The 23704-nt window shown below is 63.8% G+C and carries 8 protein-coding genes and 1 pseudogene (1 of these 9 running past the window's edge); 5 read left to right on the forward strand and 4 right to left on the reverse strand.

What is annotated here, in order from left to right:
- Positions 1-10225, reverse strand: the 5' portion of a protein-coding gene (locus tag ACTIE5_RS11115; RefSeq protein ID WP_439549765.1) for a hypothetical protein. 20966 nt of this gene lie to the left of the window's left edge; only the first 10225 of its 31191 coding nucleotides appear in the window; the start codon lies at positions 10223-10225; its stop codon lies off the left edge, out of view.
- Positions 10226-10603: 378 nt separating this feature from the next.
- Here ACTIE5_RS11115 and ACTIE5_RS11120 point away from each other — a divergent pair, with 378 nt between their 5' ends.
- The 5 genes and pseudogenes from ACTIE5_RS11120 to ACTIE5_RS11140 all read left to right on the forward strand — a co-directional run.
- Entirely contained in the window at positions 10604-12742 is a 2139-nt protein-coding gene (locus ACTIE5_RS11120) for a hypothetical protein (protein ID WP_439549766.1), read from the forward strand.
- Positions 12739-14697: a DEAD/DEAH box helicase gene (locus ACTIE5_RS11125; protein ID WP_439549767.1), complete on the forward strand. Its 1959-nt coding sequence runs from the start codon at positions 12739-12741 to the stop codon at positions 14695-14697. The genes ACTIE5_RS11120 and ACTIE5_RS11125 overlap by 4 nt, the downstream gene beginning before the upstream one ends.
- 5 nt (positions 14698-14702) lie before the next feature.
- A complete protein-coding gene (locus ACTIE5_RS11130) occupies positions 14703-16526 on the forward strand; it encodes an efflux RND transporter periplasmic adaptor subunit (RefSeq protein WP_439549833.1) in 1824 nt (607 codons plus the stop codon).
- 114 nt (positions 16527-16640) lie between these two features.
- Entirely contained in the window at positions 16641-17636 is a 996-nt protein-coding gene (locus ACTIE5_RS11135) for a JmjC domain-containing protein (protein WP_439549768.1), read from the forward strand.
- Positions 17637-17702: 66 nt separating this feature from the next.
- A pseudogene (locus ACTIE5_RS11140) lies at positions 17703-18015 on the forward strand (transposase); the annotation flags it as partial.
- A gap of 302 nt (positions 18016-18317) precedes the next feature.
- On the opposite strand, the gene ACTIE5_RS11145 reads toward ACTIE5_RS11140, so the two are convergent.
- From ACTIE5_RS11145 to ACTIE5_RS11155, 3 genes are all read right to left on the reverse strand, one after another.
- A complete protein-coding gene (locus tag ACTIE5_RS11145; protein ID WP_439549769.1) occupies positions 18318-19076 on the reverse strand; it encodes a response regulator transcription factor in 759 nt (252 codons plus the stop codon).
- A gap of 282 nt (positions 19077-19358) precedes the next feature.
- The gene (locus ACTIE5_RS11150) at positions 19359-20735 is read right to left on the reverse strand and encodes a phenylacetate--CoA ligase family protein (RefSeq protein WP_439549770.1); all 1377 of its coding nucleotides are present in this window, start codon (positions 20733-20735) and stop codon (positions 19359-19361) included.
- Positions 20736-20915: 180 nt separating this feature from the next.
- The gene (locus ACTIE5_RS11155; RefSeq protein ID WP_439549771.1) at positions 20916-23675 is read right to left on the reverse strand and encodes a beta strand repeat-containing protein; all 2760 of its coding nucleotides are present in this window, start codon (positions 23673-23675) and stop codon (positions 20916-20918) included.
- Positions 23676-23704: the final 29 nt, after the last annotated feature.

The raw sequence follows: 23704 nt of genomic DNA on the forward strand, positions 1-23704 counted from the left end.
CCATGGTGAGATGGCTACCCGCAGCGTTGATCGAACTCGTGGCCGTGCTCGTGATGGAACCACGGGCTGTCTGAAGGCGAACCCAGCCGGAGCCGGCCCCGCCCTTTGACGAGGTGGACGAAACATACAAATCCGCGTTCAGCGCGATGTCAGGCACATCTGCATCGTCACCGAAGGTGGCGAGGTCAATGTATCCGTCGCTAAGCGCGGTGATGTCGTAGTTTACCTCGATCGTCGCCAGGGTCTGCATGATCACATGCGCGGCGATAACTTCGGCGCCCTGCGTAACCGAGTTCGCAATGACGCGAAGCCCGGTCGTGCCGAGATTGATCGTTCCGGCATCGGTCAGCGCGCGGAAAGTGACGTTGGTACCGAAGGAGGTGATGTCCGTCGCGCTATAGAGCGCAGTCTTGCCGAGGAGGGTCAGACGCTCGACGAGGTTGTTGTAGCTGATGGACTCGCGCCCGTTCACGACGGAGCCGGAACCGAGGCGAATGACGTCCACCGAACGCCGCTGTTCGACCTGCACCTCGTCGAAGCTGCCCTGGCTGTCCGTAATGCCGAAGGAACCGGCTGTCGCCTCGCTGGCCGCTGTGCCCAGCAGGAAGTAGTAATCGTCATTGCCACCGGTATCGGTGACGGTGATGCTGCGGGAGGGGAAGACGCTGGCACGAAGCGTGTCGTTGCCGGCACCAAAACCGATCTGGCTGACAAGCAGCCCCGGCGCGCGCAGTACGTCGATAGTGCCGTCGGCCCGTTGGGAGGAAGCGGACAGCCCAAGGCCGGAGACCTTCACGCCAAGCGCATTGGTCATGGAGGAGAAGTTCAACGTGCTGAGCCCGACCCGGTCGGTGATCAGGGTGGCACCGAAGGAATCGCCGAGGACGAATGTATCCGCGCCTTCGCCGCCCGAGATGCGGTCGTCGCCCGTACCGCTCGAGATGGTATCAGCGCCCCCTGCGGCGATGATTTTGTCGCTACCCGCGCCAGCCTCGATCGTATCCGCCGCGCTGCCGCCATAGATGGTATCGTTGCCGATGCCGCCGATCAGCGTAGTCGCGATCGTTGCCAGGCTGGCGTCGATGCGGTCACCACCATCGCCACCATCGATGAAGTAGTAGCCGCCAGAGCGGCCAACGCCCGCCATGATGGTATCGTCACCGGAACCGCCGGTTATGGAGACGGCGACGTCGCTGGAAAGGCGCTGCGCGTCGAAATAGTCATCGCCTTTGCCAAGGTCGACAACGATGCGGGTGATGTCCCGGTACGTCCAAATCCAGGTCTTGTTGAGAACGACCGTTGTCAGGTCAGAGTTATCCTTGGGCGTGAAGACTTCCCAGGTCTCGCCATCGTCATCCTTGTCGAGGCGCTCACGCTGGCCGGCCCGCGAACCGGAGTTCAGCGTCAGGATGCCATTGGACAGGCCGTATGCATTGGTTCCGACGTAGCCAAGCGTCGGTTGCATGTCCGGCGCAGTCCAGAACGGGATGTTCAACAGGTTAATGCGGAGGATCTCCAGCTCCACAATCGTCATGCCCTTCCCCGTGAAAGGGTTCTCGGCCGTGACGAACAGGTTCACCACGAAGTCGACGGTGAGGTAGAGGTCAAAGAGGTTGAAGGGCCCGGCCGCGCCGGGGCCCGTATAGCTCAGCAGCGCCCACATCTCGCTGGGATGCAGGCGGCCATCGGCCTCTTCCTCGTACTCGTTGCTTCCACTGCTGTAGTACAGGTTGAGGCCACCAATTGTAGTGCCATCCTGTGGCGCCGCCCCAGTCGTACGTCCCGCGCTGTCGAAGTAGAGCTTGGGCGCTCCGACATCGTGCAGATCGAAGTTGCCAGCGAATTCGATAAGTCCTTCGAAGCCGCCGGAGATGAGGCCGACGCCCGCGCTGGCTGCCAGGCCGACACCGAGCTTCACATAGGCTTCCGGCTTCTCCTTGCCCCCGGTGTTCCGCACGATGGCGCCACTGCCGGAAAGCTGGTCGACCGTGTAGTCCCCGACATAGAAGCCATCCAGGAACCAGGCCGGGTTGCCGGTTTCCATCGCCTTCTGGATGCCGCTGGTGTCGAAACCGAAGCTGATGTCGAGCGCTAGGGAAAGCTTGACGACCGCCTCGATCTTGAACTCCAGAACGCCGTAGTTCAGCTGCGCCAACAGGATCGGATCCATGTCGAGCGTCTTGATGTCGTAGGGATTCTCGGGATTGACGTAGGGATAGCCGATCTGCGGCAGATCCAGCGTCACCAGGTCGGTCGCATTACCGACCATCATGTCGTACCAGGCGTCGATGCTCAGCAGATAGGTGAACTGCAGTCCCGTAGCGAGCTTCGTACCGCCGGCAGCGGCCTTGCCAAGCTTCAGGGACCCCATGGTCTGCATACCGCTGACACCTTCCTTGATGTCCGGCACGCCGTAGACAACTTCATGGCCATCAGGGTTGGCGATGTCCTTGAGGGAACCGAGATTGTACTTCTCCGTGGGGTCCAACGCCATCTTGGTCAGTTCGGCGGAGATCTGATACGCGTAGTTCACCGCCTTCAGATAGGCCATCGGAATCAGTTCCTTGCCCTGCATATAGAGCAAGATGTTGATGATATCGCCGACGCAGGGCTCCGGGGTGCCGGTGAGGATGCTGAGCGCGGGGATGGGGATCAGGAACGGATAGATCGCGGCGTAGATGGGCGCGAGGACGATGGTGATCGGCGCCGTGAAGGCGACCAGGAAGGTCGCGATAGCCCCCGCATCGACTGTGAAGTCCGTAAGATCCACCGTTGGGATCTTGTAGTCTACTCCCTGTTGGAAGACCCAGAAGATGCTGATGTTCGTTGTTGCACTAACGGGTTCATACCAATTGCCGTTCGGCGCCTTGCCCATGTAGAGCTTCAGCGTTGCCTCGAGGTCGATGTCGATCTTTGCGTCGACGAAGCTCGTGATGAAGCTGGTGGTCTGGGTACCGTTGGCCTTGGACGTGATGCCGCTCAGCAGGTACGGGGCCTCAACAGCCTCAACCGCGTCATAGATGGACGCCTGCGTGACACTGAACAGATCATCAAGCGTGAGGCGGTTCTTGGACCCGCCGACAAGATCGAGCTTCACATTCATCGTCACGGAGCTTGCCGTGGCGGCGCCCTTGGTGTTGCGGTCTTCCAGGTACGCCTGGAAGATATTCATGGGCCCAAAGGCCTTGTAGTCCGTTGCCGTCGTCGGGTCGCTCGGCGTGCCGTCCAGGTAGGCCGTCAGCTTCGACGTGATCTCGGGCGCATAGACGTTCACGCCGCCGGCTTGCGTCACCGGCGCCGTCGCCAGGTAGAAGCCACTCGTCTTGCTGATGCCGAAGCCCATATTGTAGGCCCACTCGACCTGGACCGCGAAGCCACCATTCGTCCAAGTCGACTTGTTGACGGCATGGCCGTCTGCATCCTTCAGCGGGATGCCGTTCTTCTCCTCATAGGCACCGAGGGGGATGTCGATCTTGAAGTCGCCCACATTGAGCTTCAGCGACATACCGCTATCGGTGATGTAGAAGGTGCCCTTCAGTTTCAGATTGAACTGAAGCGCATCGGCCAATGTCGGGTCCGTGGTCGTTCCAGGCGTCCACCGCTGCAACAGGGTTCCGTCTTCCTTGCGCCAGCTGACATAGACGTCGTTCGCGTCGACGGTCGAGGAAGAGCTGGCTGCGCCGGTCGAGCTATAGGTGTCCTGCAGCACGGCCCAGGTGCCTGCAGTGGGTCCGAAGGCGCTGTAGATGGCGTTGCGGAAGGCGAGGACGATGTCCCCCTCAGACGTCACGTTCGCGATGGCAGTCGCCAGACGTTCGCTGAGCTGCGAGAACCACTCAACGGACTTTGTTGCCGTCCCCTCCAGCATGTAGAGTTCCTGGGGGACAGCGGCGTAGAGCGCCTCATACACCGCATCTAGGCTGTACTTCAGGCTGTCCTTGAATTCCTGAACATCCTTGATGACCGACATGATGCTGGTGTCGCCACCCATCGTGGCGAAGGTGCCGGTCACATCCGGAACGGTCAGCGTCAGCGCATTACCCGTGATGGTAGCGCCTGCCATCTCGGAGAAGAAGGTGCCCAGTGTGTTCGTGGGCGTCGCAGCGATCAGCGTCCCGGCACTGGTATCGGCAGAGCCACTCAGTTCCAGGATCAGCGGCAGGTTGGCCGACAGCTTACCCGAGACTGTCGCGCTGGTTGAGCTGGCGAGCGTTTGGGTGGCGGGATTGTAGCTGTTGCCGGTGGAAGAATTGATCGCGACGGTCAGCGATGCCTTGTCGCTCGTCGTGGAGGTGAGGCCGTCTCCATCAATCACGAGGTAGCCGGTGTCGGTATGCATGTGGATGCCACCGGCGAAGAACTTCATCTTCAGACCAGTCCCGCGAAGGGACATGTCCAGCGTCGTGGTCGTGCCGGCCGCGGCGCCGTTCGGGCGCAGCAGCGTGACGTCGCTCAGAACGTTAGCGCTTGCCAGGCTCGCTACCGTGCTGAGGTCGCCCGCAAAGAGTTCGACCTCGACGCCGATTGACGTCGACAACCTGTCAGCAAGGGCGCGCAGGGCCGCCTGGCGAGACGCGTCGACGCCGGTCGCCTCCGCGGCAGTCCGATAGCCGGCGACTGTCGCCTGCAAGCGCGAGCCGGCTTCCAGGGTGCCAGGTAGAATGGCGGTAAGAGACGCGACGAGGGAATCGTAAAGGACGTCTTCTACGTTCGCGCTACCCGTTGCGAAGGCGACCGCAGTGCTCGGAGTGAGAGTACTCTCCACAACCCGCTTCGTTCCGCCTTCATAGACGGCAATCGCCCGGTTCGGCGTCGCCAGCGTGACGGCGCTCAACACGTTGGCCGTCGCGAGATTCGCGACCGTGGCCAGTTCTCCCTCAATCAGCTCTACCTCAATGCCAAGCGACGTCGTCAGATCATCGGCGAGACCGCGCAGAGCCGACTGACGCGACGTCCCGATCGCTGCGCTCTCGGCAGACGTCCGAAGGCCGGCCACCGTCGCCTGGAGGACCATGCCGTCCGACAGCGAAGCCGGCAAAACAGCGGCAAGGGCCGCGACAAGGGAGGCATACTGGGCATTGGTGACAACGGCACTGTCGGTTGCAAAGGCGACCGCAGTGCTCGGGGTGAGCACACTCTCGCTAACTCGGTTCGGCTGGCTCAGGGAAAGACCAACATCGATCGTCGTTGTGATCGCGGCACTGAACGCCATCGTGTCGGAATTACCGCTGCGGTCGACCAGCGCGGCAATGCCATCGAGACCCGTCGACGCGCTCTTCGCCAGATCCTTCAGTGTCGCAACGTTCAGGGAGAAGCCATAGTCTTCACTGAAGGTATCGGAGAGGCTCAGCCGGATCCGAAGCGTGGCGCCTTCCAGTGTCATGCTCACCGCCGACGTGCTCAGTCCGAAGGCGGTCGCTACGGCAGTGGTGGCCGCCTGGATTGTTGTTGCCGTGCCGGTCAACGCGCTCGCGCCGCCCGCAGCAATCTCCGTGGCGAAGCCCGTCAGCGCCTGAATGGAGCGAGAGAGGCCCGGCAGATTCTGAGTGTAGAATGGCTGCGCGGACAGCGCATCCGCGATGGCAGTCGCGCCTTCGGACACTGCCGCGGCAATATCGGCGTAAGCCAACTCAGCATACCACCACAAGCCATCGGACAGAGACGGCAGAACGCTCACGCGGGTCCCTGCGACCGCCTTGCCATCGGAGACAAGTGTCCCCAGCACCGGCGAGAGCGAGAGATTCTGCGTGACGACGGTGGGGATAGTATCGTCGAGGGTCGGCGCGAAGCCGACGAATTGCGCCTGGCCGCCAAACGTCTGACCCGCATCGAAGCCCGCGGCGAACTCAATGCCACCTATCCGGACTTCGCCGCTGCCGCTACGGCCCACTGTAAGGCCTGAGACGAGGCCAGTTTCCGCATCGACGGCAAACGCCGATGGATCCAACATGGCCGCACCGCCGAGGTCGAGCGCGACCGAGAATGTCGCGCTGCCAGCCAGGCTCGTACCAGTGCCAGTCCCGCCAGCTTCAATGCCGATGAAGCCGTAGTTGCCAGCGACATAGAAGTTCTGCGCGGCCGTGGTGATGCTTCCGCTGAAGTTCAGCGCGCTAACGCCAAAGGTCGACTTGCGAAGGGTGAACGCGCTGGCGGCTGCGGTGGCGGCCCGATCCAGAACGACAGTCCGCGTTGTGAAATGCGTCGCCGTGACTGCTGTTGCCGCATCCAGCCCGGCATCTGTCGATGCCTTCGATATCGAGAAGCTGTTCGGCCCCTGGAACTGGACACTGCCATTGACGACAGACACGGTCAGGTCCGGACGCGCTGCGTCGAAACTGTAGGCCGAGCCCAGATCGGGCGCACCGGTCGCGCGTTCCACAACCGTCCATGTCGCGCCGGCCATCGCTTCGAGCAGCTGCGCGACGATCGAGCCCAAACCGACGTTAGACGTCGTGTTGGCCGCACTCAGCAGAATGTCCGTCTGGACGGCGAAGGTCGACAAGCCGACGCGAAGGCGGAGGGCAACATCCGACGTCAGCGCGCCGGTGGAGGACGTGGGCAGAGTCAGGTTTAGCTGATACGGCCAGTCGACCGATTCGATCAGGTAGATCTCTGACCCAACGGCGACCTCCCATTTCGGAGGCTTGCCCGTCGAATAGGAAAGCCCATCGCTACTGGCAGTCGGCAACGCCCGCATGGCGTTGGTGAAGATGTCGCTGGACGTCGTGAAGGTATCGCTTCCGGCCACGATGGAGCCCGTGCCGGACAGGAGCGCGCCCGATATGTCAATGACCTGGGTCGCCGTGCCGGATACCGTGGTGGTGATCGTGGCCCTGTCATTAGTCCTGAGGCTCAGGTCATCGCTGCCAAGGTCCAGGTCGAGAGCGATCGTATCGGTCGTGGTTGTCGTATCGATGACAAATGGAAGGGTGAGTTGGCGCGTGGTGTTGTTATACGAGATCGATCCGCTGCCGAATGGCGTGCCGGCGTTCACCGCCGCGATCCAGTCCTGCAGCGTTGACAATGCCTGGCGAACGTCGTGCACGACGTAGGTCAGCCCGGTTGCCGCCGTCACTGAACCCGCAAGTTCCAATCGGTAGCCGGCGTCGGCTCCGGTCACGTCGACGTCGGAGATGGTGTAGCTTCCGACGAGGGCGCCAGCACCGGTGTAAAGGCTGACCTGCTTGCCGATCAGGGAGGCTGTGAAGAGGCTCGTCGCAGAGGGGGCCGCGCCGGTGCTGACGTCGCGCCCTGCGGCCGATATCGTCAGTATATTGATGTTCTTCGCCTCGGTCAGCGCGACCCCATTCAGGTCGACCGACACAGTCCCGAGCGAAATGGCCGCACCATTTCCATTGGCGGCGGAGCCACTGATGCGATCAACACGGGGTTTGCGGAAGTCGATGGTATCCAGAACGGACGTCTGCCACGCGCCGCCAAGATCGACCCCGGACGCGAGCGTGCCATCTACGTAGGGCAAGGCGGTCGTGAGCGCCGCCGACTCAAGCGTCGTATCGAGACCATTGACGAGGCGGAGCAGAGCATTGGTCGCATCAGCGACTGTCAGACTGCGGAAGCCTGCTAGCGGCGCGAAGTCGCTCACCGAGGCAGAGACAACTCCGCCGCCCACCGGCGCCCCCGCAAGGGCGACGGTCGGCGTGTACCCTGCCGTCACGCTCACGCCAGCCAGAGAGGCGGAGATTGGCAGGTTGACGGCGATGGAGTTGGTGGTCGGACTGACCGTAACGACATCAGACACGAGGGTGACGTCACCAACCAGGCTTACAGCCGCGGTTGCGCCAGTGACCTCGATACCCAGCGCGCCATAGCGACCGGTCGTAGAAAGGCCCGTTGCATTGGCGCGGATGTCATAAGCAAAGTCGTCCAGGCGGAACGATGCTGTGCTTCCGGACCACCCGATGCCGAGGCGGATGTCACCGCGGACAGCCAATGTCGTGCTTGGCGCCGCATCAAGGCTGACCCCGAGGGCGAGAAGTGCCTCCTGCGCAGCGATCCTGACCGTCTCGCTGCGTACCGCCGCCGTCTGCAGGTCCAACCCGTAGCCGCGGCCGTCAATCACCACCGAAAGCGCATCCGCGCCGACATCTTCCGTCGTCGGGCGCCAGTTGGTTTGCAGATAGGCGATCAGGCCCGCCATCGTCGGGACGGCGTCGCCAAGCGGGATGGTATCACTTAAGATTGCATCCAGCCCGAGTGCTGGCCGCAGGTAGCGTTCGATGTAGCGGCCCAGATACAGCACATCGCTCGCGTGCAGCAGCTGGTTCAGATTGTAGCCGAGGCCGTCGAGCGCCTCCCCCAATGCATTCAGGTCGGTGAGGTCACCATCCAGGTCGGCCGCGCCGGTCGTCGCGGTCGTCGTAACGCCGAGGTTGGACGTTGTGGTCGTGTAGGTTACCTCCGCCCCCAGCGCGACTGCCTCAAGCTTGAGCGCCGCGGCGCGCAGCGACGTCATGAAGGCCTGAGTGAAAGCTACCGAGGATGCATCGACCTTGATGCGGGAGATCTTCGACGCGGTGCCGAAGCTCAGATCAACCGGCAGACCTGTCGTCGCTGTTGGCGCGCTTAGGCTGGCGCCGGTCGTATTCGCCTCCAGCGTCGCCGTCTCCGATGTGTTCGCGCCGGTCGCCTGATAGGTACCGACCGCCCGCGCTGCGTACCCAGTTCCGGCCAGGGTCATGGCGAAGCTGGAAGCCGCGAACCGGCCGACGATCGTCGCGGGGTCGGAAACGGAGTAGATGTCGGCGTAGAGGCCACTGCCAGAGATGCGCAGCTGCCCCGATTGCGACCACATGGAGACCGCCGCGTGCATGACGGGCAGGTCGGTCGCCGTGATCGCCGCGTCACCGGCGACTTGCGTCCCATCGCTGGACACCGTGAAGGTTCCCGCGATCGAGAGGCCGCTGACCCCGATTACGGAAGCGCTCCCCTGGATGTCGAAGACGCTGGAGCCAGAGGATGCGAGGGTGAAGGTGGCGGCGGGCGTCGAGACACCGGAGGTGGCGCCAGACAGGTTCGTCAAGCGAAGGTGGCTGGCGAGGTCGAAGGTGCCCCCGCTCGCGATCGTGCCGTTCCACGCGCTGGCACCGGCATTATAGGCGAGCGACATGGTCCCGCTTAGGCCAGTTCCACCCCGAACAATCGCCAGCGTCCCTGAAAGGGTTGGCGTCAGACTGGCGCCCAGAGCAAGTGCGGTGCTCGAGCCGCCAACAGTGACGGACTCGTTGACCGCCTGGCTCGCCGTATTCACGGCCAGCTGGACATTGGAGCCGCTGACAGTCGCATCCGAAAGGACGGCACTCGTCGCCGTTCCCGTGAAGCTCCCCGCGACACCACCACCATTGATGCGCAGGACGCCACTCGCGGAAGTCAGCAGCGCGCTGGAAGGAGAGTCAATCAGAGCGACAATCGCATTGGTGACCCTGACCCCCGCAATCGCAGCGGAATTCGTCGCATCCCAGGCTACATCGATGACGAAGTCACCGGTAGCTCGCACTCCACCCGCGGAGAACCAACCAGAAGCCACGACAGAGCCTGTCGCACCGGCAGTTGTCAGAAGCGCCGCAAGGGAATCGGCCTTGGTGGAGTCAGAGAAACTCAGATCGATACCGCCGGGAAGCGCCACTGCCGTGAGGCTGAGACCTGTCGCGCCATACCCCGCGGTCAACGCTATCCCGCTTCCGGCGTAGTTTCCGGTGATGGCGGCGAATGTTCCGCTCCTGCTCCCGTAGGTGAGGATGTTGAAGACGTTGCCGGCCGTCGGCACGAAGCCACTCAGCAGACCGATCTCCAACGTCCCATCTAGATTGGCAGCGCCAGTTACCGCAACCTCGTCATAATCCACACCGGCCGTCGTCGCGCCGGCGATTTCTATGGTCAGTTTGCCCCCTGACGCCTGAGTGTAGGTGTCAAACGAGCTCGTGCCCGGGGAGTGACCGGGGGAAACAGAGCCTTCGTTCGAGACAGCACCGTCGAAAGAGCCACTACCAACGAGAACCTGGCCAGCCCCAACGACGAGGCTGCCCGCCTCGTCGTCAACATCGTGCTTAGCTCCATCCGCAGAGAGCAGAGCAAGGTCTCCAGCAAGAGAACCTGTGTCGTCACCAGAGACTTGATCGAAGACGCCAGGCGCCTGCTGCGATACGGCAGCCGGAGTGACCGGCAGCAGCACGTCCTGCACAAGAAGTTGCGCGTCGCCGGCGAGCATAATCCGGGGCTCAAGCACATCCAGGAGGCCCACCCTGGGCTGGCGGCGGCGGGACGAGGGAGTTGAACGACGCGCCATCAGCAGAACATCCTTCGACCAATCAGACTGCGCATCACGAACCGCGAGCAGACTGACTCGCAAGCGGGAAAGACTACCACGTCGACCCCACCGATCACGGCCGCATTGTGCGTTCTTTTGTCCCCAACAGGAACGTCTCAAGCACCAACCGACACCCCACCAATCCCCATTGTCCACGCTTATCTACAAATATGTTCTTCATGCCGCGTATGATTGCTGGACCGCGCTTGGTATCGGTCGCCGCTTTGCGGGTCAGACGCCCTACATTCGTTCAGTGGCCGGCGTGGCAGGGGAACGACAATGTTCAGCGATCGCTGGCTCCACGTTAGCGGGCTGCAGATCAGAATTCACAGCAGGGTCCGAGTTGCTGCGCGTGAGATTGGCGGCGAGACCTGGCATATGCTGCATGATCCAATGAGCAACGAGTACGCCAGGCTACGCGCTGATGGCTGGCGGTTCATCGCTTCCCTTCCTTCGCATCGCTGCGTCGGGGAAGCGTGGCAGGCTGCCTACGACAGAGGCGAGATTGGAGCGCTTACCCAGCACCGGGTAGTACAGCTCATCTCAGCACTCTACCGTCGCAATCTCCTGGCAATCAGCACACCTACTGACAGCGCGCGGCTGACGGAAAGAGGCAGGCGCCGGCTGCGTAAACCCGCCCTTCAACGGGCCCAGAGTCTCCTGTTCCTGCAGATACCGCTGATAGACCCCGACCGCGCGCTGCGGCACATGGCGCCGCTTCTTCGGATCGTGTTCGGGCCGATCGGCTTGTCGATATGGGCACTTGTCGTTCTTCTCGGTCTCACGACGCTAGTCCAGCGCTGGGAGAGCGTGATCGACGCTTCGAGCGCGATCTTCGCAGCGCCAGATCCGATCCTGCTGTTTGTATCGTTCACAATATCCAAGGCACTCCACGAATTGGGTCATGCAGGCATGTGCCGTCGCCATGGTGGCGCCGTGCATACGCTTGGTGTGATGCTCCTCATCTTCGCTCCGATCCCCTACGCGGATGTCAGTTCCGCCTGGGGATTTCGCAGCAGGGCTGCCCGGGTCGCCGTCGGTGCCAGCGGCATGCTTGTCGATGCATTCGTCGCATCGTTAGCGACGATCGCATGGTCGTCGACACCGCCAGGACCAGTCAATGACGCCGCCTTCAGCCTGATGCTCACATCGGCAATCTATGCATTCGTTATCAATGCAAACCCGCTCATGCGCTTCGATGGCTATTACATCCTCAGTGATCTGATTGATGTTCCCAACCTGGCGGCTCAGTCCTCGGCGGCCTTCGGTAGTGCGGTGAGGACGTTCTTTCTCGGCAGGTCCACCAGCCGCGATCAGGATGAAGTCGCCGTCGATCATCACGGGCTTGCCGCGTTTGGCGCACTGGCCCTCGGCTACAGGATCTTCGCGATCGGAGGCATCGTGCTGTTCATCGCCGATCAGTATTTCGGACTTGGGCTGCTTGCCGCCATCGTACTGACACTCAGCGCATCAGGACCGCCGGCGCTCCGAATGCTCGCAGCATGGCGGACGAACCGGGCAGAGGTGTCTTCCATCCCGGGGCACGCATGGCTGCGCGGCGGCGTCTCGCTCGGACTGCTATGCGCGCTGATACTCAGCCCCTTGCCTGACTGGAATACCCTCCCGGCCGGCATCGAAGCCATCGGCGCACAGCAAGTCTCAACGGGTACCGCCGGCCGCGTTGTCGAAGTGATCGGACGTCCGAACATGGTACACCGGGCCGGTGAGCCACTTGTCAGGCTTGAAGATCCTGAACTCACCCTGGAACGAAGGACAATCGAGCTGCAGCTTGTCCGCAATGGAATGATGGAGCGACGCGCCCTCGCCAGCGGGACGGCGGATCTCGACCCCATCCGGGAGCGCCGACGATCGTTGGAGCAGGCGCTGAGGCAGACAGATGCTGACATCGCTTTTCTGCTCGTCCGCGCGCCCGCTGATGGATACTGGGCGGCGCCAGCTATTCACAATCATATGCATGGTTGGGTCGAGCGCGGCACTGAACTCGGAACACTCATACCCCAGGCCGACCACCGCTTGATCGCCGTGGTGCCGCAAAGCGCAGCCGCAAGGGTAGCCAGCGTGGCCGATCTCACCGGCACTGTCCGGTGCTCTGGCGACGCTCGAACGATGATACATCTGTACGACCTGCGCATGGTGCCGCTCGCCATCACGAGGCTCCCCAATCCGGCGCTCGGTTCGGCGAGCGGTGGTGATATTGCAGTTTCTGGTCACGATCCAACGGGCACTGCGAGCGTGGAACCCATCTTCCAGATTGAGGGACGGATCAGCGCACCCGATCATGCCTTTCTTGTGCATCGCCGGTCATGTTGGGTTCGGATCGATTTGCCCCACCGCAGCCTTGGCGCGCGCTGGCTTGAAGCCACACGGCAGTTCTTTCAGCGGCGTTATCGCCTGTGATCGCTCCCCTCCGCCGGATGGTCGGTTCGGATTATGCAGAAGTCCCGCTGCCCGGCGGGCTCAAGGCCCTTGCCTGGCGGGCCGAACGTCACCTCCAACTCGGATGGTGGGTCGCGCGGGGCTTGCGCCGCCAGGCCATCCGCATCCATGCACTGTCCGAACGCCTACAGCATCTATCGGACCTCGACTTACAGCGGCGCCTGCGTGAGCAGAGAGATTGGATCGTGCTGGCGCGTTCCTTTCGCATCGCTGATGAGGATGACGCCCTTGCGCTGATTTGCGAGACGGCATCGCGGACAACGGGCATGCGGCCATATGCCGTCCAGATCATGGGAGCGCTTGCCACGAACCGCGGCTATCTGGTGGAGATGCAGACGGGAGAGGGGAAGAGCCTGACAGCCGCGCTTGCCGCTGTGATGTCTTCCTGGACTGGCCCACCCTGCCACGTCCTCACGAGCAACACGTATCTCGCCGCTCGCGATGCCACCTTCTTCGAGGCGTTCTACGCGGCTTGTGGATTGCGCGTCGCATCAATCGGTGATGCCGACCAAGCGCCGGCGCGGCGTGTCGCATACGCCGCGGATATCGTTTACACGACCGCGAAGGAACTGCTGGCGGATATACTCCGGGACGAGATCAGTATTGGCGGAACACCAACGCCGACTGCGCTGTGCCTTCAGATGTTGTCCTCAGGGGGTGTAAAGGGCGGCCAAGTCGGTCGCGGCCTCGGCGTGGCGATTGTCGATGAAGCAGACAGTCTACTCATCGACGACGCAGTAACGCCCTTGATCATCGCCACAGAGAAGCCGCTTGCCGGATTCGAGGATGCGATGCGGGAAGCCGTTCGGATTGCCAGCACGCTAGAGCAGAAAGTCCATTTTGACGTCCACCCCGAAGTCAGACGCGTACGACTGAATGATCTGGGCGTGCAGGTTGCCACTGCCGACACCGATGGCTTCAGATCTCCATGGGCATCTCCGACGCGCGTTGTCCATCTTGTCAATCTCGCGCTGACGGCACGCCATCTTCTCGAGCACGGCCGGCACTTCGTCATCGAGAATGAGCAATTGATCCTGCTTGACGAGCAGACCGGCCGTCGCACCGTAGGGCGACATTTGTCCCAGGGCCTCCATCAGGCGCTTGAGATCGTCAGAGGGCTAAAACCAACGCCGTTGTCCGAGATCGCCGGTCGCCGAAGTTTTCAGCGATTCTTTCGGGCCTACCCGCACTTAGCAGGCCTGACAGGTACCGCAGCGGAGGCTGCAAAGGAGTTCTGGCTCATTTACCAGATGTCGGTTGTACGCATTCCCCCTCATCTCCCCTCCAGACGCAGCGACCTTCCACTGCAACTCCTGACTGACCGGAATGTCAAACTCGCTGCCGTCGCGGCGGAAGCGGTCTCTGTTGCCGCGCAGGGGCGTGCGGTGCTGGTCGGCACAAGAACGATCGGCACCGCCGAGAGAATCGCCAGCCTGGTTGATCGCATCGGTGGAACGTCCAGGCTGTTGACCGCGTCTGATGAGTCTGTCGAGGCCGCGGTCGTTGCTGCGGCTGGCGAGCCGTCTGCAGTCACGATTGCGACCAACATGGCGGGTCGCGGCACCGACATCAGGCTGCCGGCAACCGTGGCTGCTGCAGGGGGCCTGCATGTCATCCTCGCCGAAGTGAACGATCTGTCCCGCATCGATCGCCAGATGGCCGGCAGGGCCGCTCGTCAGGGCGAACCAGGATCCTCTCGTCGCTTCCTCTCTCCCGACGATCTCGTCTTCCAGACGGTCAAGGCGCCCCTCCTTCAGCGTCTGTTGAGATATGCTTGTCTGTTCCCCCCAGGCATCGCCAGCAGAACTGGAGCGGTTCTATTGCGACTTGCGCAAGCGCGTCACGCCAGGATGGGCGTTGCCTCGAGACGGACGGTGCTCGCGAGTGATCTGCGATTCGAAGAAGCAGGGTTGTGATCAATATGCACTCCACCGACGAATCGCTCGCCCTCCCCAGCAGTCTGCTCGTTCGTTTTGCTTCCGCCGAAGACGCAGAGGCGATCGGCAGCCAGGCCTTGCTGGCGAATATCCGTGCGCTCTTTGACGCAAGGTCCGCCATCCTGCTGGCTCGTAGCGCGCAAGGTGGACAGTGGCGCGCAGCAGGCGCAACCGACGGCACCGCCGAGGTGCTGACTGTTGGCGCCCGGCTACTCGAGGACGTCGCCGATCGGGCGGTCAACGAGGCTGCCTGCCTCATACGTGGTGGAAGCGCGGGCGCGGGGCGCGCGCTCATCGCCCTTACGCTGGGCGGTGACCGGCCCGGCAGCAGCGTTGTCGTCATGGTTTCTGTCGACTCACCCGATCTGCCGCGCGCCGTCTCTATCGCTGGGCCCCTGGTCCAATTAGCTGCCGACACGATGCGGCTTCGCGGCGCACTCACGTCAACGCGGCTAGAGAATGAGCGACTCGGCAAGATCATCGACATAGTCGGCCGCGTTGATCGTGCTGCGCGATTCAAGGTCGCGGCGCAGCAGATGGTCGATGGTCTTTGCAGTTACATGCAGGCATCCCAGGTCGCACTCTGCTGGCGGCCGCGAAAGCGGGTTAAGGTGGTCGCCGTCAGCCACATGGACTCAATACCGCGCCGCACAGAGTTGGCGCGGTTGATGGAAGAGGCCGTGGATGAGGGATTGCAGCAGGGACGCGAGTTGATATGGCCCCTGCCGTCCGGGGATGGCGCTCGGACTTGGGCCTTGACCGCCTATGCACGAGAGAGTGGCGCTCTAAACGTTGTCGTCGTCCCGATGGGGATAGGAGGCGATTTCATCGGCGCCCTCGTTGTGGAGGGAACGGAGAGGCCGCTTTCTGAACCTCAATTATGGCTACTCCGTCTCCTCGCGGATCAAGCGGTAACGCGGCTGATCGCTCATCATGAGGCGGAGCGCCCGCTCGCCACTCGGCTTTGGCAGCAGATTGGAAAGAGTCTCCGCTTCGCACAGAGCCTGACTTTGCGAAGGTCTCTCCTTGCGACGGTCGCCGTAAGCGTGCTCGCTGGACTGGCGATGATGCCCCTTGAGCACCGGGTGCACGCGCCGGCCGTGCTGAGGACCGATCAACTTGCACAGGTTGGCGCTCCTTTCGACGGCTTCATCGACGCAGTGCTTGTGAAGGTTGGCGACCCCGTCGTCGCCGGGCAGGTTCTCTTCCGCCTGAAGACGCGCGAGCTTCTGCTCGAACGCGCGAGCGCCCTTGCGGATATCGCGCAGTACGAGCGTGAGGCACAGAAGCATCAGGCGTCTGGTGCGGGAGCCGATATGCGCATCGCGCTTGCTCAGGTGGAGCAGGCGCGGGCGCGACTGCAGCACATTGACTACCGACACGCCGCTGCCGAGGTTCGCTCACCCATTGATGGCCTGGTCGTCGAGGGCGATCTTCCTCAGCAGTTGGGGGCGCCCCTGCGCCGCGGCGAACCTGGCTTCAGGGTTGCTGGCCGGCAGGGAATCTACGTCGACATCCTTGTCCATGAGTCGGACATCAGTCTGATCCATCCCGGCACCACGGGGGAGGTCGCGCTGGTCGGCCAACCAGCCATCGCCACGGCCATTCGAGTCTCGCACATCGTGCCCATGGCGAGCCTTCAGGGCGGTGAGAATGCGGTGGTTGTCCGCGGCCAGGTCGACAGCGCTGAGGAATGGTGGCGACCCGGCATGACTGGCATGGCCCGGCTCGACGCCGGCCAGCGCCCTGTTTGGTGGCTTGCAACGCGCCGTCTTGTCGATTTCGCACGAATGCAACTCTGGTGGTGACGCGCCAAAGGCGATTGTCAGTAGTAGCGGGACAACGCACCCGTAAGGTCGCTTGGCCTCCTAAAGGCGCGCTCCACTCGCTTCTACAAATCAAGTCGCCAAGGATTTTTAGCCATGCAGTTTGATGATTTTCTCGCGCCACTGACCGGGGCGCAGTTTCTTGATTCCTACCTCGACATCAAGCCAGTTCACCTCACGGGCAATCCTTATCGCTTGGGGCAACTGCTTTCCGCTCACAGCATCAATGAAGCGTTGGCAACGGCGGACATCTGGGCTCACGAGGATCTACAGCTTCTCTTCTCTGGCCGACGCGTCCCAACGGAGCAGTATTGCTACACGGTACGCACGAGGGCCGGAGACGTTATCTTCCGGCCGGATGCAGATCGCGTTCGATACTGGATAGCACAGGGCGCGAGTGTCGTCTTGAATGGCGTCGAAACATACACGAGTGGCCTTCGCGTCATTCAGCAGATGTTCTTGGCGGCCGGCTTCGCGGAGTCATGGGCCAACATCTACATCTCCCAGAAGGGGAGCAAGGCGCTGGAGGCGCACTGCGATACCCATGACGTATGGATACTCCAGGCATCAGGGCAGAAGATCTGGAACATCTGGCAGGGGCGCGAGGAGTGGCCGCGTGAGGGTGAGCAAGACGGCCGAAGGACCATTATCGAGAAAGCCGCGCAATCCGACGACGGCGATAGCCGAAAGGGCGAACTACTCAGCCAGGTGATTCTTCGCCCAGGCGACGTGCTTTATCTGCCACATGGCTGGTACCACAGTGCGATTGCGGAAGCCGAAGCCAGCATGCACGTGACCTTCGGCGTCAGGCATCCGTCTGGACTCGATCTGCTCCAGGTCCTGTTCGGGAGGGCCGTCGCAGACAGCCTGTTTCGTCGCCCCCTTCCTCTGCATGATCGTTGGGGCACGGCACTTGCAGCAAAGGCCAGCCATCTTGCTGCGCTTGGGGATCGCCTTGCTGAACTCGCGCGTGATCCGGCGACTGCGGCGGAGCTGGAGAAGCTGACCCAGTTCTCAATGCGTCGCGGCTTGTGGCAAGCACCGCTCACGGTCGCCGAGCTCAGTGCGTCATCCGACCAGGATGCAGGATGAGGCGCAGGCTCCCAGCGTTGATGCTCCCATCGTGTGAGCGACGTCGCAGTGGTCCGTGACTGACAGACCCGGGCCGGCACCGTCGAGCTTCGCATCCCGAAGCTCCGGCGAGGCTCCTACTTCCCGGGCAACCTGGAGCCCCGCAGGACCGCCGAGAAGGCGCTGACGGCCGTCAATCCAGGAGGCTTACGTCCAGGGCTTCCCGACGCGCTCGGTGGACGACCTGGTCCGTGCCATGGGCATGGAGGGCATCAGCCGCAGCCAGGTCAGCCGCCTCTCCGCCGAGATCGACGACCGGATGCGCGACTTCCTCGCCCGCCCCATCGAGGGCGACTGCCCCTGCCTCTGGCTCGACGCACCATACGTGAAGATCCGCGAGGCTGTGCCCGCCTGACCCGGCGGCCCAGCCCGCCGACGATCAGCGCGCTCCTGCACCACGCGATGGGACACGATCGGCGGTCACGCCAACGGCTGCCGCTCCACGTCGGACGGAGCCGCGGCTAACCGAGATCGCCATGCCTCGAATTCGCAAGAATGCGGGCGATGCAATGTTCTCTGTCGCCGATGTCGCCCGCGCCATCGCTAAGGCGGCTGTCTCCGCCGCCAGGTCGATTGTCAGAACCGACCACGTGACGCGACCCGCCGGCTATCTGCTGTCGACTACCGTCGTCGCACGCATCGTCATCGGTCTTCGTCAGCTACGGGAAAAGCAACGAACACGTAGCCCAATTGCCGCACTGTCTTGATCGACTCCGGATCCTCCGGCGTCGGCTCGATCTTACGGCGAAGCTTCTTGATCACTGTATCGACCGCGCGGTCGCCCTCACGCCAGGGGCGGCGAAAGACATGGAGGCTGATCGCATCCCGGCTGACAGGGCTGCCGCTATTGTCGTGCAGCAGGGCAAGCGTCTCGTATTCCGCCGTCGTCAGTGGACAGGGCCGACCATCAGCCCTCAACAACGATCGCCGCCCCTTATCCAGCCGCCACCCCGGTTGGGCAGCGACAGCCCCTGGCGTCCGCGGTAGCGACGCCTGCCCGCGGGCACGCCGCAGAACACTCCGGATGCGCGCCAGCACTTCCCGCGGTGCAACCGATTTGTTCACCTCGTCATCTGCGCCGAACTCAAGGTTGACGATGCGGTCCAGCGGGTCCGAATGCCCGGTCAGAATGATGCAGGGAACGTCGCTGCGTTCGCGCATGTACTTCAGCAACTCGGTGCCCGTCACGACACCCAGGCGCTGGTCGAGGATGACGAGGTCGGGCGCGAAGCTGTCGAGCGTCTGGATGAAGTGCGAGACCTCGAGCAGGCAATGAGTCTCGAATCCTTGCGTGGACAGATACGCCGATAGCTGATCGACGAAGCCGGGATCGTCATCGACCAGCAGGATCCGCGTCTTATTCGCATCGAACATTGTGGGATTATACGCCGGATCGCTCATGTTTCGCGGCCCATGGCATCTTTCCAAGTTTTTGCGGACGCAGGCTGCGCTGCCCCGACTCCAGACTGAGAGGCACGACGTCGCTTCCGTCGCCGACATTGGGCCTAGCAGGCAGAGTATACTGGAAAGTTAACGGGCAGCGCCACCCGCACCGGCCCATCCCGCGCGGCGACCGCAGCCGATGTCCCCTATCGAGACATGCCGATGTTCGATGCGCATCGTTCCGATGGCCGCTGGTTCCACACGCGGATGGCAGGGGCCGCGCGCCATCTCCCTCCGGCCTCAGATGAACGTGGCCGCCAGCCCATCCTCCCTGTAGGGTCGGTGCACCCGGTGGAGTGCCAGGTGCTTGCGTTGTCCCGTCCAGCTGATGGACGCCTCCTGCCGCACCTGTACCGGAAAGGCGTTGTCCAACAGCCCGCCAACGAAGCGCGCGATCCTGACGCGACAGGCGTCATCGAGGGGCCGCGCGGCCCGGACCAGCACCTCGATCGTCCCGCAGCTGTACTGGCGCATCTGCTGCTCCAGGATATCCGCATCGGGCTCCGCGAGCGCCAGGTTGAAGGCCGCACTTCGCCTTGTTCCGTCGGGCAGCACGAAGAACTCTCGCTCCCTCCCCTCAATGCATGACAGCACCGGCAGCGTGATGCCGCAGTCGCAGCCCTCCCCCAGGACGGCGAGATCGCCAACGTCGTACCGGATGAGTGGCATCGCGTAGCTATGCAGCGCCGTCACCAGGACGCGCCCTGGCTGGCCCGGCGCGCAGGCCTGCCCATCATCGTCCACAACTTCCAGCACCACTTGGGCGGACAGGACGTGGTAATGGTCATGGATCGGGCATTGATGGGCCAGCCAGCCGCATTCCTCGCAGGAATACCGGTCCGTCACGCGGGCGCCGAAGACGCGCCGCGCCAGCGCGCGCGTCGCCGCCGTCACCGGTTCGGTGGAGGTGATGAACTGGCGCACGGGCGGCATGGCGCCCCCACGTTCCAGCGCCACCGCGGCCAGGGCGCGCAGCGCGGAAGGATAGGTGGCGACGTAGGCGGGCTGCCGCTCCCTCATGATGTCGAGGAACGCCTCGGCGCTGGTGGTGGCCGTGGATCGAAGGAAGGCGGGGCCCGCAGTCTCGAACCAGCTGATGGGCGGCCCCCACCGCGTTCCATCCTCGTCTCGCACCGTGCGGACATAAACGCCGAGCAACTGCCGCGAGTCCCGCTGATGCCACTGGTGATCGAGCAGATACGCCGCCTCGTAGAGCGGCTTGTAGAGCGGCCGGAACTTCTCCACCCGCACGGCCAGTCCGGTCGATCCTGATGTGCTCGATGTCTCGACATCACCGGGCACCGTGCCCGGCACATGGGCGCGCATCGTCGCCCCATTCGCCTGGACGTCGGTGCGCGACAGGATCGGCAGGCGGGCCAGCATCTCCATGCCGAAGGGCGCGCGGGCGTCGATCCCGGCGGCGGCGATGCGGGCGCGCCAGAAGGGGGACCAGGTGGTGGCGTGACGCAGAAGACTGCCGAGCTGGACGGCCTGGGTCGCGCGCTGGATGGCCGGCGGCGCCGATTCGAAGGCGCGGAGCTGCCCCAGAAGGTCCCGCACGAGCAACTGGTCCGGGGGAAGGAAGCGGGGAAACCCGGCCAAGCTGCCTGACTGCATCAACGCCTCTCGGGGATCTGGGGGCCGCTACGGGCCGGCCCCAACACGAAAAAGCGGACCCCGGCATGAACCGGGGTCCGCCCATCACCCGCAGCGCGAAGCCGTAGCGGCCCGGTTCGGGTGTCGCCGCAAGAAATCCGGGCCGCCACCCCGAAGGATGGGCGGCCCGGGTCAGGCTGATCAGCGGGCGGCGCTGATGACGTTCACGCCGTTGGTCGCAACCTGCACGCCGGTGTTGATGGCGTAGCCGTTTGCGGACTGCGTGCGGACAGTGTTGCGGGACAGGATGTCCGTCCCGCCGGCCGCGACCTGGTTCAGCAGACCCGTCGCGCCACCGGCGAGCGCCATGGTGTTGAGCGTCTGGCCCACCACCTGCTGCGTGCCGAGGAGCGTGGCATTGCCCGTGCCGTTGCAGACCGAGCCGCAGCCCGCCGCGTTCGCGGTCGCGGAGTTCCCGTTCGCCGACAGGAAGCCGTTGGAGGTCTGGTTCGCATTGCCAACCAGCAGCCCGGTGGAAGCCAGGCTGTTGAAGTTGACGCTGGCCTGCTGCACCAGGTTGTTGCCCACGGCGTTGCCGGACGTGCCAAACGCGGCAACGGCGGCGACATTCGACGCGCCGTTGAAGCCGAGGTTGTTGCCCACGTTGACCCCACCGCTCGCCTGGCTCAGCGCCGCGGGGGTCGCCGCGGACCCGATCGTGCCGGTCGAGTCGATGCGGTTCATGGTCAGCGCCGTCGTCTGGATGCCGGACGTCGCGCCCGTCCCGGACAGAAGGGCAGACCCGATGGTCGCATCGCCACGGCCACCGGAGATGGCCTGCGCATAGTTCACCGTGCCGTCGCTGAACATGGACGGACCCTGCTGGGTGACCGTCCCGGAAAGGCCGGAAGCGGAAACCAGGTTACCCGTCAGGCCGATATCCTGGCGATAGCCGGTCGCGGAGGCGAGACCGCTACCCGCAATGCTGCCCGAGAGCGCCCCCAGGGACTGCATGGAGCCGGTGCCGCCATAGCCGGCGATCGCACCGAGGTTCTGCTCAACCGCACCGGCAGAGGTGGTGGTCAGCGCAGCGCTGGTGGACAGGACGTTCGCCAGCACGTTGGTGCGCTGCGTCGTCCCGGTCAGCGATGCATTGCCGCCAAACTGGTTCCCGGCATAGGCGCTGTTGGTCATCAGACCCAACGGGGCGGCGGTACCAAGCGCGACTTCGTAGGGCTGGCCCGCCGCGGCGAAGGCCGAGCCGCCGCTACCCTGGGCCGAGACGCCGCCCTGGGCGGCGCCGTAGCCGGCCGGCGCCGCGACGCCGGCGCCGAAGTTCAGCGCATTCGCCGTCTGGGTGAAGCCACCCGTGACATTGGCGGTGGAGGTCAGGGTATTCGCCGTCATCTGGTAGTTCTGGGCGAGCCCATCGATGCTGGAGCGGCCGGCCACCGTATCCGCCTGGGCGTTATTGAGCGCGCGCACCGCGAAGCCGGCGCCAAAGGGCACCGCCACGCTGGAAATCGCACCGATCTCGCCCGCAACCTGCGAGAAGCCCGTGCCGTTGTTGGAACCGGTCGCCGGCAGCGCGGTGATCGCCATGTTGCCCGCATCGACGCGGTTGTAGGCGGTCGCGATCGTCTGGCCCACATTGGACAGGCCGACATCAGCCGCGGCCGGTGCACCATTCACGAAGTTGCGGGGCGCATCGAACGCGAGAACACCACCGCCGATCACTGAAGTAGCCGGCTGGGTACCGGCCAAGGTGCCGAGGGTGCTCGCAACCGTGGAGGCGACCATCTGGTTGGTGACAACGGGGATTACCGTGCCAACGGTGCCGCTGTTCGGGCCCGCGTTCCAGTTCCCGCTGCCCGTGATGCTCTGCTGGCCGCTCAGCGTCACCGCGCCGCTGGTACCGCCCACCGGGGCGAGGGCCAAGGTGTTGATGTCCACGCCCGCGCCCTGGTTCAGGTTGCGAACCGTCGGATCAATGCCCGCGCTGCCCAGGTTGGCGCTGTACGCCGCCGCCATGTTGGCCGAGGTGAAGGCCGTGTCCACGGCATTCAGACCATCGGCCTTCTGGCCCAGCACCAGCGCCACATCGCCATAGATCGCGGCGGTGTTGAAGCGGTTCTGCGCGATCTGGCTGCCGGCCACCGTGATCGGGTTGCCATTGGCATCGACGCCCGTGGCGGAACCATTGACCTCGGAGCTGCCCTGCGCCGTGAAGGCCACCAGGTTGTTCACCGAGCTCATGTTCAGGAGGCCCTGCTGGCCGCCCGTGCTGGACGCGGTGGTGGGGCCGCCCGTCGAGACGTTGGCCAGGCCGATCGGCATCTGGTTCAGCGACACCGTCGTGCCGGGCGCGAAAGCCGCACCGAGCGCGTTGGCGGAGTTGATGCCAACCTGGCTGCCGCCCACGGAAGCCGGGCCGGCGGAGTAGCCGACCAGCAGCGAAGGCACGCCCACGCCGGCGCTCGGGATGACGTTCGGACGAACCACATTGGCGGTATTGGTGTTGGTGCTGGTCAGTGACGTCGTTCCGGACAGCGTGCTGCCGCCAGAGCCCAGGCTGGCCGCGGAGGTCAGCATGTTGATCTCGACGGTCGTCGGGTTGCCGCCGGGGAAGCCGGCCACGGTCCCGAGCACGACCGGCGTCACGACGCCAGGCGCGGTCACGCCCATCGCGTTCAGCTGGTTGTAGGCGCGCTGGTCGAGGATGTTCGCCGCACCGCCGAACAGGCCGCCATTGCTCAGCGCGTCGCCGACATTGACGTTGTCGAGAACCGTGTTGGCCGAAAAGCCCTGGTTGCTGCCGGCAGTGGTGTCCACGCCGACCAGCGTGTTGTCGAGGTTGGTCAGGTTGATCACGGTCTGCGCGCGGGCAGACGGTGCGACCGCCACCATCAGCGCGAGCGCGCCGGTGGACAGTGCCGTCGTGAGTGTCAGAAGATTTCGCATCGTTTGGCCTTCATCAAGGGCGCCACCCC

Origin of the sequence: Falsiroseomonas sp. (assembly GCF_051859025.1) — a bacterium.
Lineage (GTDB): Bacteria > Pseudomonadota > Alphaproteobacteria > Acetobacterales > Acetobacteraceae > Falsiroseomonas.

Excerpts from the sequence above, each read along its gene's own strand:
- ACTIE5_RS11120 (WP_439549766.1), top strand. The coding sequence starts at position 10,604 with ATGTTCAGCGATCGCTGGCTCCACGTTAGCGGGCTGCAGATCAGAATT.
- ACTIE5_RS11130 (WP_439549833.1), top strand. The coding sequence starts at position 14,703 with ATGCACTCCACCGACGAATCGCTCGCCCTCCCCAGCAGTCTGCTCGTT.
- ACTIE5_RS11135 (WP_439549768.1), top strand. The coding sequence starts at position 16,641 with ATGCAGTTTGATGATTTTCTCGCGCCACTGACCGGGGCGCAGTTTCTT.
- ACTIE5_RS11145 (WP_439549769.1), bottom strand. The coding sequence starts at position 19,076 with ATGAGCGATCCGGCGTATAATCCCACAATGTTCGATGCGAATAAGACG.
- ACTIE5_RS11150 (WP_439549770.1), bottom strand. The coding sequence starts at position 20,735 with ATGCAGTCAGGCAGCTTGGCCGGGTTTCCCCGCTTCCTTCCCCCGGAC.
- ACTIE5_RS11155 (WP_439549771.1), bottom strand. The coding sequence starts at position 23,675 with ATGCGAAATCTTCTGACACTCACGACGGCACTGTCCACCGGCGCGCTC.